The 14,772-nt window shown below is 68.4% G+C and carries 11 protein-coding genes and 1 pseudogene; 7 read left to right on the top strand and 5 right to left on the bottom strand.

The window, feature by feature from the left end:
- Positions 1–63 precede the first annotated feature (63 nt).
- Genes A5695_RS00275 through A5695_RS00260 form a run of 4 tightly spaced genes read left to right on the top strand, consistent with a single transcriptional unit; the run spans position 64 to position 5,459 of the window.
- Positions 64–1,041 (top strand): ABC transporter permease, encoded by a 978-nt coding sequence (locus A5695_RS00275; protein WP_068076919.1) that lies wholly within the window; start codon positions 64–66, stop codon positions 1,039–1,041.
- The gene (locus A5695_RS00270) at positions 1,038–1,964 is read left to right on the top strand and encodes an ABC transporter permease (protein ID WP_068076917.1); all 927 of its coding nucleotides are present in this window, start codon (positions 1,038–1,040) and stop codon (positions 1,962–1,964) included. Before A5695_RS00275 ends, A5695_RS00270 begins: the two co-directional genes overlap by 4 nt.
- Entirely contained in the window at positions 1,961–3,799 is a 1,839-nt protein-coding gene (locus tag A5695_RS00265) for an ABC transporter ATP-binding protein (RefSeq protein WP_068076915.1), read from the top strand. The genes A5695_RS00270 and A5695_RS00265 overlap by 4 nt, the downstream gene beginning before the upstream one ends.
- Before the next feature lie 25 nt (positions 3,800–3,824).
- Positions 3,825–5,459: an ABC transporter family substrate-binding protein gene (locus A5695_RS00260; protein WP_068076914.1), complete on the top strand. Its 1,635-nt coding sequence runs from the start codon at positions 3,825–3,827 to the stop codon at positions 5,457–5,459.
- Here the strand turns inward: A5695_RS00260 and A5695_RS00255 are convergent.
- From A5695_RS00255 to A5695_RS00245, 3 genes are all read right to left on the bottom strand, one after another.
- Entirely contained in the window at positions 5,446–6,690 is a 1,245-nt protein-coding gene (locus tag A5695_RS00255; protein WP_068076912.1) for an alpha/beta hydrolase, read from the bottom strand. The two genes, A5695_RS00260 and A5695_RS00255, sit on opposite strands and share 14 nt — an antisense overlap.
- A gap of 77 nt (positions 6,691–6,767) precedes the next feature.
- A complete protein-coding gene (locus A5695_RS00250) occupies positions 6,768–9,389 on the bottom strand; it encodes an ATP-binding protein (RefSeq protein ID WP_068076910.1) in 2,622 nt (873 codons plus the stop codon).
- Complete coding sequence (locus A5695_RS00245) at positions 9,386–10,537, bottom strand: exonuclease SbcCD subunit D (protein ID WP_068076909.1); 1,152 nt, start codon at positions 10,535–10,537, stop codon at positions 9,386–9,388. The genes A5695_RS00250 and A5695_RS00245 overlap by 4 nt, the downstream gene beginning before the upstream one ends.
- A 184-nt stretch (positions 10,538–10,721) precedes the next feature.
- On the opposite strand from A5695_RS00245, the pseudogene A5695_RS00240 reads away from it, so the two are divergent.
- Positions 10,722–12,117 (top strand): annotated as a pseudogene (locus A5695_RS00240) (HNH endonuclease signature motif containing protein).
- A 17-nt stretch (positions 12,118–12,134) separates the two neighbouring features.
- The gene (locus tag A5695_RS00235; RefSeq protein ID WP_156749368.1) at positions 12,135–12,635 is read left to right on the top strand and encodes a histidine phosphatase family protein; all 501 of its coding nucleotides are present in this window, start codon (positions 12,135–12,137) and stop codon (positions 12,633–12,635) included.
- Between the two features lie 4 nt (positions 12,636–12,639).
- Here the strand turns inward: A5695_RS00235 and A5695_RS00230 are convergent, their stop codons facing one another.
- Both A5695_RS00230 and A5695_RS00225 read right to left on the bottom strand, forming a co-directional pair.
- Complete coding sequence (locus A5695_RS00230; protein ID WP_068076906.1) at positions 12,640–13,182, bottom strand: DUF3558 domain-containing protein; 543 nt, start codon at positions 13,180–13,182, stop codon at positions 12,640–12,642.
- The gene (locus A5695_RS00225) at positions 13,179–13,736 is read right to left on the bottom strand and encodes a DUF3558 domain-containing protein (protein ID WP_068076904.1); all 558 of its coding nucleotides are present in this window, start codon (positions 13,734–13,736) and stop codon (positions 13,179–13,181) included. Before A5695_RS00225 ends, A5695_RS00230 begins: the two co-directional genes overlap by 4 nt.
- Positions 13,737–13,919: 183 nt before the next feature.
- On the opposite strand from A5695_RS00225, the gene A5695_RS00220 reads away from it, so the two are divergent.
- On the top strand, positions 13,920–14,772 hold an 853-nt coding region (locus A5695_RS00220; protein ID WP_197515313.1), incomplete at its 3' end, for an ABC transporter permease.

Here is a 14,772-nt window from a genome sequence, read left to right as displayed (position 1 = left end):
GCGGGCCGGTACGGGCCGGGCTCGTTAACCTGTCCCAATGCGAGACGGGCGGTGCGGTTGGGGATGATCCGTTTCTTGGCGCGCCGGTTGCTCAACTACGTCGTGCTGCTGGCCCTGGCCTCATTCCTGACGTTCTGCCTGACGTCGGTGGCATTCAGACCGCTGGACAGTCTGTTGCAGCGCAGCCCGCGCCCACCGCAATCCGTCATCGACGCCAAGGCTCGCTCCCTCAACCTGGACAAGCCGATACCGATCCGCTACGCGCAGTGGGCCTCGCACGCGGTGCGCGGCGACTTCGGCAAGACCGTCACCGGGCAGCCCGTCGGCGCCACCCTCTGGCGCCGGGTCGGGGTCACCCTGCGGCTCCTGGTCGTCGGATCGCTGGTGGGCACCATCCTGGGCATCGCGGCCGGGGCCTGGGGTGCCATCCGCCAGTACCGACTCAGCGACCGCCTCGTCACCATGGTGGCCCTGCTGGTGCTCAGCACCCCGACGTTCGTCATCGCCAACTTATTGATCCTGGCCGCCCTGCGGGTGAACTGGGCTCTGGGCGTGCACCTTTTCGACTACACCGGGGAAACTTCGCCCGGTGTGGGCGGCGGTTTCTGGCACCAGCTGGTGGACCGGCTGCGACATCTGGTTCTGCCCACGCTGACGCTGACGTTGGCCGCGGCCGCCGGGTACAGCCGTTATCAGCGCAACGCGATGCTCGACGTCCTGGGCCAGGATTTCATTCGCACCGCGCGCGCCAAGGGGCTCACCCGCCGGCGCGCGCTGGTGAAGCACGGGCTGCGCACGGCGCTGATCCCGCTGGCGACGCTGTTCGCCTACGGGGTCGCCGGGCTGGTCACCGGCGCGGTGTTCGTGGAGAAGATCTTCGGCTGGCACGGCATGGGCGAATGGCTGGTGCAGGGCATCGCGACGCAGGACACCTACATCATCGCCGCGATCACGTTGTTCTCCGGCACGGTGGTGTTGCTGGCGGGCCTGCTCTCGGACGTCTTCTACGCCGCCCTCGATCCGCGGGTGCGGGTGTCATGACGGCTGAGGCAAAAGCCGATGGCGCCCAAGGGATTCCGACGCCAAAGGCCGCGGAGTTCACCTCACACCGCACGCTGGTGCTGCGCAGGTTCATGCGCAACCGGTTGGCGGTCGCATCACTGACCCTGCTGGTACTGCTGTTCGTCGGCTGCTACGCGCTGCCGGCGCTGCTGCCCTACTCCTATGACGACCTGGATTTCGACGCGCTGTTGCAACCGCCGAATTCCCGGCACTGGTTGGGCACCAACGCGCTCGGCCAAGACCTGCTGGCGCAAATCCTGCGGGGCATGCAGAAGTCGATGCTGATCGGTGTCTGCGTTGCCGTCATCTCGACCGGCATCGCCGCCACCGTCGGGTCGATCGCGGGCTACTTCGGTGGCTGGCGTGACCGGGCGCTGATGTGGTTGGTCGACCTGCTGTTGGTGGTGCCCAGCTTCATCCTCATCGCGATCATCACACCGCGAACCAAGAGCTCGGCCAACATCCTGATGCTGGTCCTGCTGCTCGCCGGATTCGGCTGGATGATCAGCTCGCGCATGGTGCGGGGTATGACCATGAGCTTGCGGGAACGTGAATTCATCAGGGCCGCACGGTACATGGGCGTGTCCAGCCGCCGCATCATCCTGCGCCACGTGGTGCCCAACGTGGCATCCATCCTGATCATCGACGCCGCCCTCAACGTCGCCTCGGCCATCCTGGCCGAGACCGGGCTCAGCTTCCTCGGTTTCGGCATCCAGCCGCCGGACGTCTCGCTGGGCACGCTGATTGCCAACGGCACTCAGTCGGCGACGACGTTCCCTTGGGTGTTCCTGTTCCCGGCGGGCGTGTTGGTGTTGATCCTGGTGTGCGCCAATGTGACCGGTGATGGCCTGCGCGACGCGCTCGACCCGGGCAGCGGCATGTTGCGCGGTGGTGCCGGGTGAGCACCCTGCTGGACGTTACCGACCTGGCCGTCACCTTCCCGACGGACGGCCAACCGGTGACCGCGGTGCGCGGCATCAGCTATAGCGTCGCCCCCGGCGAAGTCGTGGCCATGGTCGGCGAATCCGGCTCGGGCAAGTCGGTTTCTGCGCTGGCGGCGATGGGCCTGCTGCCCGAGTACGCGCGGGTGCGCGGCTCGGTGCGCTTGCACGGCACCGAGTTGCTCGGCCTGGGCGACGACGCGATGTCACGATTCCGCGGCAAGACCGTCGGCATGGTGTTCCAGGACCCGATGTCGGCGCTGACGCCCGTCTACACCGTCGGCGACCAGATCGCCGAAGCGATCGAGATCCACCAGCCGAACGTGGGCAAGAACGGCGCCCGCCGACGCGCGGTGGAACTGCTCGAGCTCGTCGGCATCGCGCAACCGGAACGGCGCGCCCGCGCGTTTCCGCACGAGCTGTCCGGTGGTGAGCGCCAGCGGGTGGTCATCGCGATCGCGATCGCCAACGATCCGGACCTGTTGATCTGCGACGAACCGACCACGGCGCTGGACGTCACGGTGCAGGCGCAGATCCTCGAGGTGCTCAAGACGGCACGCGACATCACCGGTGCCGGGGTGCTGATCATCACCCACGACCTGGGAGTGGTCGCCGAGTTCGCCGACCGGGCCCTGGTGATGTACGCCGGCCGAGTCGTCGAATCCGCCGGGGTGCACGATCTTTACCGCGATCGCCAGATGCCCTACACCGTGGGGCTGTTGGGCTCGGTCCCGCGGCTCGACGCGGTGCAGGGCACCCGGTTGGTGCCCATCCCCGGCGCGCCGCCGTCGTTGGTGGGGTTGGAGCCGGGCTGCCCGTTCGCGCCGCGCTGCCCGCTGGCCATCGACGAATGCCGCGTGGCCGAACCGGAGTTGCTGCCGGTCGGTGTGGATCACCGGGCGGCCTGCATCCGCACCGACCAGGTCAACGGACGCACCGCCGCCGAGATCTACGGTGTCAACACCTCCGCGCGGGGGGCGGCGGCCGGCGATTCGCCGGTGGTCGTCCGTGTTCGCGATCTGGTCAAGACGTTCCAGCTGACGAAGGGCGTGATGTTGCGCCGCACCGTCGGTGAGGTCCGCGCGGTCGACGGCGTCAGCTTCGAGCTGCGGCAGGGCCGTACCTTGGGCATCGTCGGCGAGTCCGGTTCCGGCAAGTCGACCACACTGCACGAGATCCTGGAACTCGTTGCGCCGCAATCCGGCTCGATCGAAGTCCTGGGCGCCGACGTCGCGACCCTGAGCGCGTCGCGCCGGCGGTCGTTGCGCCGCGACATCCAGGTGGTGTTCCAGGACCCGGTGGCCTCGCTGGATCCACGGCTGCCCGTCTTCGAGCTCCTTGCCGAACCGTTGTCGGCCAACGGATTCGGAAAGGACGAGACGAACGCGCGCGTCGCCGAGCTGCTCGACATCGTCGGGCTGCGCCGGGCCGACGCCTCCCGGTACCCCGCCGAGTTCTCCGGAGGTCAGAAGCAGCGCATCGGCATCGCGCGGGCACTGGCTACCCAGCCGAAGATCCTGGCGCTCGACGAGCCGGTCTCCGCCCTTGACGTCTCGATCCAGGCGGGCATCATCAACCTGCTGCTCGACCTGCAAGAGCGGTTCGGCCTGTCGTATCTCTTCGTTTCCCATGATCTTTCGGTGGTCAAACACCTCGCGCACCAGGTGGTGGTGATGCATGCCGGCACGATCGTCGAACAAGGTGACAGCAGGCAGGTATTCGACGACCCGCAGCACGAGTACACCCGGCGGCTGCTGGGCGCCGTGCCCCAACCGAATCCGGGCAAGCGTGTCTAGGCGGGTCACGACGGCGCTCGCCGTGATGGCGCTTGTCGTCTCCGGATGCTCACCGGCCATCAACTTGGCGCCGCAGACCGGCCAGAACACGCAGATCGGCACCACCAGTGATATCAACCCGCAGGACCCGGCCACGCTGCAAGACGGTGGCAGCCTGCGACTCGCGCTGAGCGACTTCCCGCCCAACTTCAATGTCCTGCACATCGACGGCAACTCCGCCGAAGTCGCCGCGATGATGAAGGCCACCTTGCCGCGGGCTTTCATCCTCGGTGCCGACGGATCGACCACGGTCGATACCGACTACTTCACCAGCGTCGAACTCACCGGCACCGCACCGCAGGTGGTGACCTACACCATCAACCCCCGGGCCGTCTGGTCCGACGGCACGCCGATCACCTGGGAAGACATCGCCAGCCAGATCCACGCGTTGAGCGGTACCGACAAGACGTTCGAGATCGCCGGCCCCAGCGGCGCCGACCGCGTCGCGTCGGTCACCCGGGGCGTCGATGACCGGCAGGCCGTGGTCACCTTCGCCAAGCCGTATGCTGAGTGGCGCGGCATGTTCGCCGGTAACGGCATGCTGTTCCCCAAGAGCATGACGGCCACCCCGGAGGCGTTCAACAAGGCCCAACTCCTGGGGCCGGGCCCGTCGGCCGGCCCCTTCATCGTCACGTCGCTTGACCGCACGACACAGCGAATCGTGTTGTCCCGCAATCCAAAATGGTGGGGCGCGCGCCCGCGTCTAGACAACATCACCTACCTGGTGCTCGATGACGCCGCACGACTGCCCGCGCTGCAGAACAACACCATCGACGCGTCCGGTGTCGGCACCGTCGACCAGCTGACCATCGCGGAACGCACGAAGGGAATCTCGATCCGGCGCGCCCCCGCACCCGCGTGGTCCCATTTCACCTTCAACGGCGCGCCCGGGTCCATCCTGTCCGACAAGGCGTTGCGCCTCGCGGTGTCCAAGGGCATCGACCGGCGCACCATCGCCAAGGTCGTCCAATACGGGCTCACCAGTGACCCGGTGGCGTTGGGCAACCACATCTATGTCGCGGGGCAGAAGGGCTACCAGGACAACAGCGCGGCCGTCCCCTACGACCCGGACGCCGCCAGGCGGGAGCTGGACGCGCTGGGGTGGAAGCTCAACGGCCAGTTCCGCGAAAAGAACGGCCGCCAGCTGGTCATCCGCGACCTGTTCTACGACGCCCAGGGCAGCCGGCAGTTCGCCCAGATCGCACAGCACAGTCTGGCGCAGATCGGCGTCAAGCTCGACCTGGTGGCCCGCTCGGGCAGCGGGTTCTTCACCAACTACATCAACGTCGGGGATTTCGACATGGCCCAATTCGGTTGGCTCGGAGACGCGTTCCCGCTTTCGGCGCTCACCCAGATCTACCTGTCGACCGGGGAGAGCAACTTCGGCAAGATCGGCAGCCCCGACATCGACGACGCGATCGAGCGGACACTCGAGGAGCTCGACCCCGGCAAGGCGCGGGCGCTGGCCAACGATCTCGACAAGCTCATCTGGGCCGAGGGGTTCAGCCTGCCGCTGACGCAGTCCCCTGGCGACGTCGCCGTGCGCAGCACGTTGGCCAATTTCGGCGCCGCCGGTCTCGGCGACCTGCGCTACACCGCCATCGGATTCATGCGCGGCTGATCCGGCGGCGCAGCCGCGCCGGGATCGGCAGGGCGCCCTCCACGGTGGCGGCCACGCCGATCAACTTCCACAGTAGGCGTACCTCGGGGCGAGCCGGAAGCGCGTCGAGCGCACGCGCTTTCGCGGCGAGCCCGTCGATCTCGCCCCGGCACACCGCTCGGGCGATGGCGATCGCGGCGGGCTCGCGGAAGTCGAGCGCGCTGTGCGCCATGGTGGGCAGTTTCAAGAGCACCACGTTGGGCAGCAGCGCGGCCTCGCGCTCGGCGACCGCCGGCGGGGTGATGAGATCGCGGCCGCCGGAAACCACCACGGTGGGCCAGGCGAAGTGCGGCATCTCGGCCACCAGGTCATAGGGTTCGTCCTCGAAAGTGGCTGTCTCCGTGCGTGCTTCGCGTTCCGCCACGGCGGGATCCAGCGGCAGACCGTCGGGTTCGGCGGCGTAGTTCAGTTCGCGGAACGCGATGCGGCTGACCAGGTCTTCCTCGTAGCGGTACGGCAGGTTGCTCAAGGTGGCGAACCGGGACAGCGCCCACCACAACAGCTTTCGGCCGTCCAGCAGCAGGTCGAGTTGTCGCTCCAGCAGTTCGGCTCCGCCGTGACCGTAGATCGTCGCCACCACCTGGGTGGCCGCCGCGGTCATCACCCCCGCGTCGACGAGCTTGCGCATTTTGGGTGCCAGCGCGGCCGTTTCGGGGCTGTCGCCCCTGAGCAACAGCCTGCGGATCGCTCGGCGCACGATCACGATGTCGTACCGCGACAGCAGCGGCGAATCGAGGATCATGGCCCGCACCCGGCCCGGATGCCGCACACCGAACCCCGAGGCGATGTAGGTGCCGTACGACGCACCGTAAACGACGGCGGTGTCGACGTGGGCGTCGTCGAGCACGGCGGCGATGTCGTCGACGACCTGGTTCACGGTGATTGCCTCGGGCGGCAGGTCCGCGCCGGAGTCGTCGTGCCGGGACATGCCCACTCCGCGGTGCTCGATCATGATGACGTCAAGGCCGGCCGCCGCCGCCCGGCGCCGCAGCCCCTTGTACATCTGCACCGACGCCACCCCGGGGCCCCCCGGGATGATGACCAGCGGATGGGCCGACTTCCGGCCGGTGCGCACGTAGTACAGATCGAACTCGTCGCTGCTGTCGGGCGAGACCGGACGGCGCACGGGCCGCACGCCGGGCAAAGCCGCGAGCTTCTCCTGCACCCGGCGCCGTTTAGCGTTCATCGTCATCGGTGTCGGCCCGCCATCACACCATTCTGCCGGGCCGGCCGCCAGGCACCGCGTCTGGCGTGGTCGACGCAGCTCGGCTAGGCGCTGAGGTCGATGCGGTGAGCGCCCTTGACGCCGTCGTACCGGTCGGGACTGCAGGTGAGCACGATGACCTGCCCGTGAGTACCCACCGTGTCGAAGACCTCCCCCATCTTCGCCAGCCGGTCGGGGTCGGTGAACCCCAGCGCGTCGTCGACCACCACCGGCACGGCGTCCTGCTTGGCGACCAGGGCGGCGCCGGCCAGCCGCGCCAGGATGCCGAGTTGCTCCTTGGCCCCACCCGACAGGGAGTCATAGGGCACCGTGACGCCGTTGAGCGTGCGGCTGCGAATGCACAGGTCGGTGTCGATCTCGACCTCGAACGTGGGACCGAACACCGGGCGGCCCAGCCGCTGCAGTTCCGCGCGGTAGGGCTCGACGTACCGCTGCCGGGTTGTGTCGCGGTGACGGGTCATGACGGAACGCAGTAGCCGCGCCGCCCGAGCCCGGCTGCCGACGCGGATGTGCTCGCTGGCGGCGTGTTCGCGTTCGGTTTCCGCGGCGTCGAGCTTGCCCTGACGGCCCTCGCCGCCCATCACCGAGAGTTCGATGCTGATCTCACGCAACGCGCGCGCGGCCTGTTCGTAGCGCTCGCGCAGTTCTTCGGTTTCGGCGATGGCGACGCGTAATTCGGCGTTCACCTCGTCTGGCCTTGCCGCCGTGAGTTCCGCGGCGAGCTCGGCGTGCCGACGTTCAGCGGCCAACGCGGCCCGCAGCGCCGTGTCCGCCGCCGCCGCGAGTCCGTCGTCACCGGCCGACGCCCGCTCCTGGGTCAACCGGTCGGTGGCCGCGTCGAGCTCGCCCCGCTGGTTCTTCAGCACGTTCTCGAGAACTGTTGCACGGGTGGCCAGCTCGGTGAGCCGGGCAGTGAGGGCGTCGGCGTTCCGGCGGCGGCCGTCGCACTCGGCGATCGCGGCTTGGCCCGCCGCCTGAAGGGCATCGAGCTCCTCGCGGGCGGCTCCGATATCCCTCACCGGGCCGGCCGCCTCGACCGGTTGCGCGGCGCGCAGCTGCGCGAGTCGCGAACGCAGGTCATCGATGTCGTCATCCCCGCACAGGCCGGCCAGGGTGGCGCCCAATTGGTCGCGGGTGCCCTCCAGTTCGTGGCGACGCTGATCGGCGGTCCGTGCCGCGGCCAGGTCGGCCGCCCGTCCCTCGGCCAACGCCGCCGACAGCTCCTCTTGCGCCGCAGCGTGTTTCGCCCGCACATCGAGGGTGGTTGCACCGGGAGTGATTTGCGCGGTCAGGACGCCGGGGACCTGGACTGCGGTGGGCCCAGTGGTCGTCATCGACCAGGTTTGGCCCCCGGACAACACGATCCGTTCGCCACCGATGGACAGCTCGATGTCTGCGGCGGCGGTGAACTCGACCACCGCCGACGTCGACGCCAACTGGACGCCCATGCGGTCGACCGCGGCCGCCGCCGTCTCGATCCGGCGCAGCTGCTGGTCGGTGATGGCGATATCGCCGAGTTCCGCGCACACCCGGTCGCGGTCACTCTGGATGGCCTCGATCTTGGCCAATCGGGCGCTCAGCCGGTCGGCCTCCTCGCGGTCGGTGAGCCGAGTGACGGTGCGGCGGGCGGATTCGGCGCGGCGATGCAGCTCCGCGACGGCTTCGGCGGCCTGTTGAGCCGCGACGTCGGCGGCCTCGGCCTCGACCCGCGCCGCCGCGCAGAGCTCGGCGGCTTCTTGCGCTTGGGCCGCCGCGGCGACGACAGCCGCTGTGCGGGTGTCGATTTCGGCGAGCAGCTGCACGCGCGAGTTGCGCGCCGTGGCGGCGGCCGCGCTCGTCGCCGCCGCCGCGGTCGCCATCAGCTCGGCCTCGCGCACCTGGCCCGTCAGTTCGGCGACCTTTTCGGCGGCCTCCTGCGCGGTGGTGAGCCGGGGGCGCGCGGCGATGCGCTGCTGGGACAAGTCGGCCACCTGCTGCGTGAGGGCCGCGTGCCGACACACCCGCTCGTCGACCTCGGCGACCGCCGCCACGCACTCCGCGACCGCGGCCTCGGCGTCGGCCAGGCGGGTGATTGCGGCGGCCCATTCCCCGGTGGGACGCCCGGTGGGGGTGAAGTAGCGTCCGTATTCCGCGTCGATGCGTTCGATGAGCAACGGCTCGGTGCCGGACAGCGCCGCGGCGTCCCCGGCCGCCACGTCGAGCGCACGCGAAAGGGCGTCGCAGCCTGAAAGATCCACCGCGGCGGTCGAGGCCGACTGCAGCACCCGCTGAGCGTGCCACAGATCGCTGTCCACCGTTTCGGCCAACATCGCCCGGACCCGTTCGTGCGCCTCGTCGCCGGTGAGCTGCTCGCGGTGCGGCGACTGGATCGTCAGCTCGGTTTCACATTTCTTGTGGAACCGCTTGCGATAGGTGAAACGATAAGGACCGCAGCTCAATTCGGCGCTCACCTCGGAGCCGACATCGCTGTGGGTGGGCTTGACCTGTTTGACTTCCTTCTTTGTCGAGCGGTCCCTGGACTCCAGCAGCAAGTCCAAGGCCTCGATCATTGAGGACTTGCCGATCTCGTTGGCGCCGCACACGACGACGACGCCGTGGTCGGGGAATTCGATCTCCCGGTGCGCGATGCCGCGATAATTCGTCAGGGTCAGGCGGTGCAACTTCATGCGGCGCCCCGGTCGGTGAGGCGAAGCAACAGCGCCAGCGCCCCCTGTGCGTCGACAGCGGTCTCGGGGTCTCCCTCGCGGGCGGTCGCCACCAGTTCGTCGACCGCCGCGGCGGCGAATCCACCGATACCCAGGTCACTGAATTCGCCGTCGGCCGGAATGACCGCGAGGTCGGTGTGGCTGTCCCACGTGCGCAGGTGGGCGAACAGGCGAGCATACCGGTCCAGGCAGGCGTCCAGTGCCGCACGGTCCGTGACGGTCAGGGATCCGGTGAGCGCCAGGCGCACCACGGTGCGGTCCTTTTCGGTCATCAGGTCGAGGTTCAGGTCGAGGTCGGCGATGTCGCGGCGACCGTCGACCTGGTGGTGCAGGGTGACGAAGCGCCACCGGCCGACGTGCCGCGATTCCACCGATGGGGTGCGATGCGGGTCGTCCTCGTCGATCTCTACGACGAGCACGTGGCCGGGGTCGGATTCCACGTCGTCGAAGTTGGTGACTTCCGGCGATCCGGAGTACCAGATCCTGCCGCTGGCACCAACATTCGTGCGTGAATGCTTATCCCCCAGCGCGACATAGTGCACCGTGCCGGTGGCCAGCGAGTGGTCCAAGGCAGCGAGCCGGATCAGTGAGGGCTTGTTCCGGTCCGGGTCCAGGACGTCGACGCCACCGTGCGCGACGAGGATCCGGGTGACCGGTTCGGGTGTGAGGCCGTCGAGAACGTCGGCGACGAGGTCGGTGGTCGGCGCCTTGGATCGCCAAGGGGCGGCGACGATCTCCAGCCCGGGCCTGATCTGATGGACGCCGGCCCGCTCGAGCACCACCACGTTGTCGGGACGTTCGGTGGTGAACAGGGCGCTGGTGTAGACCGAGGACGCGTCGAGCGGGTCGTGGTTGCCCGGCAGCAGGTAGACCGGAATCCCGATGGCGCGCATGGCTTCCAACGACTGCCCGACGACTTGTGGGGGAAGCTGATTGTGTTCGAAGACATCGCCGGACACCACGACGAATTCGGCGCCCACCTCCGCCGCCAGCGCCCCCAGACCGGCCACCGCGTCACGCCGGGCAGCCGAGTACCGCGGCTGAGCGTCCCCGGCGAGGAAGTGCCGGGTCATGCCGAGCTGCCAGTCGGCGGTGTGCAGGAATCGCATGGCGGCGGCTCCCTTTCGGACGGCGTGCTTACCAGGGCATCGCGAGCTTAAATCCGCGCACCGACAAGACGCGGGACCTCGCCCGGCAGGTCTCCGAGCGGCTATTTTGCGGATTTTTTTCGAGTGTGTATTCATGGCGATGCTGGGGGGCGTTGTTGTCGGTGGGGGTGGCTAGTTTGGCGCTATGAGTCCAGGTGGCCATCCCGATGTCGAGGCGGTGTTCGACGACCTGGATTCGGTGTTGGCCCGGGCTCGCGCGCTGCCGGTGGACGCGATGACCGTGCGCCAGCAGCTGGCGATGCTGGAGCGTTGCGAGAAGGCGCGCCGACAGCTACCGGCGCTTGAGCACCCCGTGATCAACGCTCTCGCCCATCAAGCCAGCCCCGACGAGCTCGGCGGCACGCTGGCGCAGGCTATTGCCGAGGCGACGTTGATCAGTCGCGCCGAGGCGGCGCGGCGGGCCAAAGAGGCGGTGGATCTGGGTCCGCGGCACGGGTTGACCGGGGAGCCCTTGGAGCCGATGCTGCCGGCCACCGCGGCGGCCCAGCGCGCCGGGAAACTCGGCGGTGGGCAGGTGGCGGTGATCCGCCGGTTCTTTCACCGGCTGCCGGGCTGGGTCGATGCCGCCACCCGTCAGGCGGTGGAGGCCGACCTGGCTGATGCGGGCACCCACTTTCGACCCGAGCAGCTCGACGAACTCGCCGACCATCTCGCGGACTGCCTCAACCCCGACGGGACCTACACCGACGAGGACCGCGCGCGGCGCCGCGGCCTCATGCTGGGCAAGCAAGGCCCTGACGGCATGAGTGAGCTGCGCGCCCTGCTCACCCCCGAACTGCGCGCCACCCTCGAGGCGGTGCTGGCCAAACTGGCCGCCCCCGGCATGTGCAACCCGCTGGACGACACCCCGTGCGTGGACGGCGCCCCCACCCAGGACGCCATCGATGGTGATGCCCGCTCCACCGCCCAACGCAACCACGACGCACTGCTAGCAGCCAACCGGGCGCTGCTGGCCTCGGGGAAACTCGGCCAGCACAACGGCTTACCGGCCTCCATCATCATCACCGCCACCCTGGCCGACCTACAGGCCGCCGCCGGGACAGGCCGCACCGGCGGAGGCACCCGGCTGCCGATCAGCGACGTGATCCGGCTGGCCCGCCACGCCCACCACTACGCCCCCGCAAGCGGGAGGTACCCCCAGGCCGTCTTCGACAACGCCAAACCCGTGGCCCTCTATCACAGCAAGCGGCTCGCCTCACCCGGGCAACGCATCGTCCTCTACGCCAAAGACCGGGGGTGTTCAGCACCAGGCTGCACCGTGCCCGGCTACCTCGCCGAGGTCCACCACGTCACCGACTACGCCAAGAGCCGGCGCACCGACATCGACGACCTCACCTTCGCCTGCGGACCCCATCACCGCCTGCTCAAACCCGGCGGCTGGACCACCCGCAAAAACACCAAACACGACACCCAATGGATCCCACCCCCGCACCTCGACCGCGGCCAACCCCGCACCAACACCTTCCACCACCGGAGAAAGACTCCTCCGCGACGGCGACGATGACGACGACGCGGCTTAGGGGTTAGCGTGAGTCCCGTGGAAGACCAGCGCACGTTGCTGTTGATGCGTCATGCGAAGTCTGACTACCCGCCCGGGGTCGCCGACCACGAGCGACCGTTGGCGGCGCGCGGAATTCGCGAAGCCGGCCTCGCCGGCGAATGGCTGCGCGCCAACGCCCCGGCCATCGACGCCGTGTTGTGTTCGACCGCGACGCGCACCCGGCAGACATTGGCCACCACGCGTGTCGATGCCCCGGTGCGGTACAGCGAGCGGCTCTACGGCGCGACCCCCGGCGCGATGATCGAGGAAATCAACGCTGTCAGCGATGAAGTCGAGACGCTGCTGGTCGTCGGCCACGAGCCGACGATGTCCGCGGTAGCTCTCGGCCTCGCCGGCACCGGCACCGATGTTGCTGCGGCGGAACGGATTTCGGTCAAGTTCCCGACGTCGGCGATCGCGGTGCTGACGATCACGTCCGGATGGAAGGGCCTCGAACTCGGCCGCGCCGCGCTGATCGGCTTCGAAATCCCGCGCTAATGCGCTACGAGTTCGTGGCCAGCGTCAGTTCCATGAGCTTGAGCGCCTGACCGCACGCGTCGATGCCGGGCGCCTGGGGATTGACCCACCATCCGACCACGCCGGCCGCGTCGCTGGCCACCCCGCACGCGCCATTGGGGTCGTCGGGACGCATCACGATGGAATCGATCCCGGCGATGTTGCGCGTCTCGACCTTGTACTTGAGAAAGTCGGCGACCTTGCGCTCGTTGCTCAGACTGCCCTGCTCGAACCAGAACCGGGTGATGTCGATCAGGCCGGCCGGATTGGCCGCCTGCCAACGACAGATCGCGCCGACGAAGGTGCTCTGGATGTCGAGCGGATCCGCGCCCACCGTCTTGGCGAGGATGTCGCTGGTAAGCACCTCGCACTCCTTGAGCAGGTTGGGGTACTGCTGCTGGGAGTTGTTGTTGCGCGTCGGACCGCCGGCCTTGACGGCGTTGCCGGCGACGGACCTCGAACATCCGGTCAACACCACCAGGGCGGTGATCAAGACGGCGACGACGGCGCGCACGCGAGTTCTGGTCATTTGGAGTTCGCAATCGACTGGCGCGCCAATTCCTTGGCGATGTCGCAGGGCGGCGGGAACGGCTTCTGACTGAAGCTGATCGACCATTCGATGAAGTCATCCTGGAATTGGATGCCCACCTCGCACAGCGAGTCACCCAGGTTGGGCTCGTTCCCGACGGCGATGAAGCCGCCGTGGCCGTTGATGTTGATGTCGTCGACGCTGGCGCGCGACAGCTCCTCGGTCTTGCGTTCACGCCCGATGGGACTGCCGCGGTACCAGGAAAACGAAAAGTGCGGGCCGAGGATGCCGCCGCCGGCCAGCCACTGGCAGCCAACGGAGTTCCGGGCGGTGTTGATCAGGCCGGTCACCTTGGTCAGTTCCGCCACGGTCTGATCGTTGATGCCGCCGCACTGCGGAAACATCGGCCCGTGGTGGCCCTCCGAGATCCCCGGCGCCGTCGACGACGTCGCGCCCGGTTTGTTGCTCCCCGAATCGGAGCACGCCGCAACCGTGGGGATCAGGATCGCCAAGGCTGTCGCCGCAACGGCCAGCGCCCTCGAGTTACGCCGCACCGCTACCCTGCTTTTGCTCAGCCTGCTCCCGGTCCACACGATGCACTGTAGCGGCAGCTCAGCGGGTCAACCACCGACGCGCCTGAGCAGGCGTTTCAGTCGCGTCGACGCATACGGCGGCCGAGTTAACCGATCCGGCGGTTGCCGGCGGCCGCGGAACTCGCCGTGTGCGACAGTTACGAAATGCTCCTGGCACTGCTGCGCCAGTACATCCGCCCGTACCGGCGGCTCGTCGCGGTGCTGATGGTGCTTCAGCTGATCAGCACGCTGGCGTCGCTCTACCTGCCGACGGTCAACGCCGCCATCATCGACGAGGGCGTCGCCAAGGGCGACACGGCCACCATCGTCAGGCTCGGCATGGTGATGCTTTCGGTCACCGGCCTGCAGGTGCTGTGCGCGGTCGCGGCGGTCTACTTCGGCTCGAAGACCGGAATGGGCTTCGGTCGCGATCTGCGCGCGGCGATGTTCGACCACGTCACCACCTTCTCCGAACACGAGACGGCCCGCTTCGGCGCACCCACGCTGTTGACGCGCAGCACCAACGACGTCCGTCAGATCCAGTACCTGGTTCAGATCTCGAGCACCGTGCTGGTCACCGCGCCCATCATGTGCATCGGCGGGATCGTCATGGCGATCCACCAGGAGGCGGCGCTGACCTGGCTGCTGCTGGTCAGCGTTCCCATCATGGCGGTGACCAATTACTGGGTGATGTCACACATGCTGCCGCTCTTCCGCCGGATGCAGGGCCTGATCGACGGCATCAACCGGGTGATGCGCGACCAGCTGTCCGGTGTCCGGGTGGTGCGGGCGTTCGCCCGGGAAGGCTACGAGCGGGAGCGGTTCGGCCGAGCCAACGCCGCGCTGTCGGATACCGCGCTGACCGCCGAACCAGATGAGCGCGACGCTGGACACGTTGACCGTCAGCGTGGTCACCGGCAGCATCAGCGCCTGCCAATTGCCGGCGGTCAGCGCGGTATCCGACAGCGCGGCGTTGGCTCGGCCGAACCGCTCCCGCTCGTAGCCTTCCCGGGCGAAC

The organism is Mycobacterium sp. E1747, assembly GCF_001667775.1.
GTDB lineage: Bacteria > Actinomycetota > Actinomycetes > Mycobacteriales > Mycobacteriaceae > Mycobacterium.
The sequence above is the reverse complement of the archived record's forward strand: the minus strand, read 5'-3'. Positions and strand labels throughout refer to the sequence as shown.

Bases quoted from the DNA above. Each gene is read 5' to 3' on its own strand.
- A5695_RS00245 (WP_068076909.1), bottom strand. From the start codon at position 10,537: ATGCGATTCCTGCACACCGCCGACTGGCAGCTCGGCATGACCCGGCAC.
- A5695_RS00230 (WP_068076906.1), bottom strand. From the start codon at position 13,182: ATGACCAGAACTCGCGTGCGCGCCGTCGTCGCCGTCTTGATCACCGCC.
- A5695_RS00275 (WP_068076919.1), top strand. From the start codon at position 64: ATGATCCGTTTCTTGGCGCGCCGGTTGCTCAACTACGTCGTGCTGCTG.
- A5695_RS00250 (WP_068076910.1), bottom strand. From the start codon at position 9,389: ATGAAGTTGCACCGCCTGACCCTGACGAATTATCGCGGCATCGCGCAC.
- A5695_RS00270 (WP_068076917.1), top strand. From the start codon at position 1,038: ATGACGGCTGAGGCAAAAGCCGATGGCGCCCAAGGGATTCCGACGCCA.
- A5695_RS00255 (WP_068076912.1), bottom strand. From the start codon at position 6,690: ATGACGATGAACGCTAAACGGCGCCGGGTGCAGGAGAAGCTCGCGGCT.
- A5695_RS00260 (WP_068076914.1), top strand. From the start codon at position 3,825: ATGGCGCTTGTCGTCTCCGGATGCTCACCGGCCATCAACTTGGCGCCG.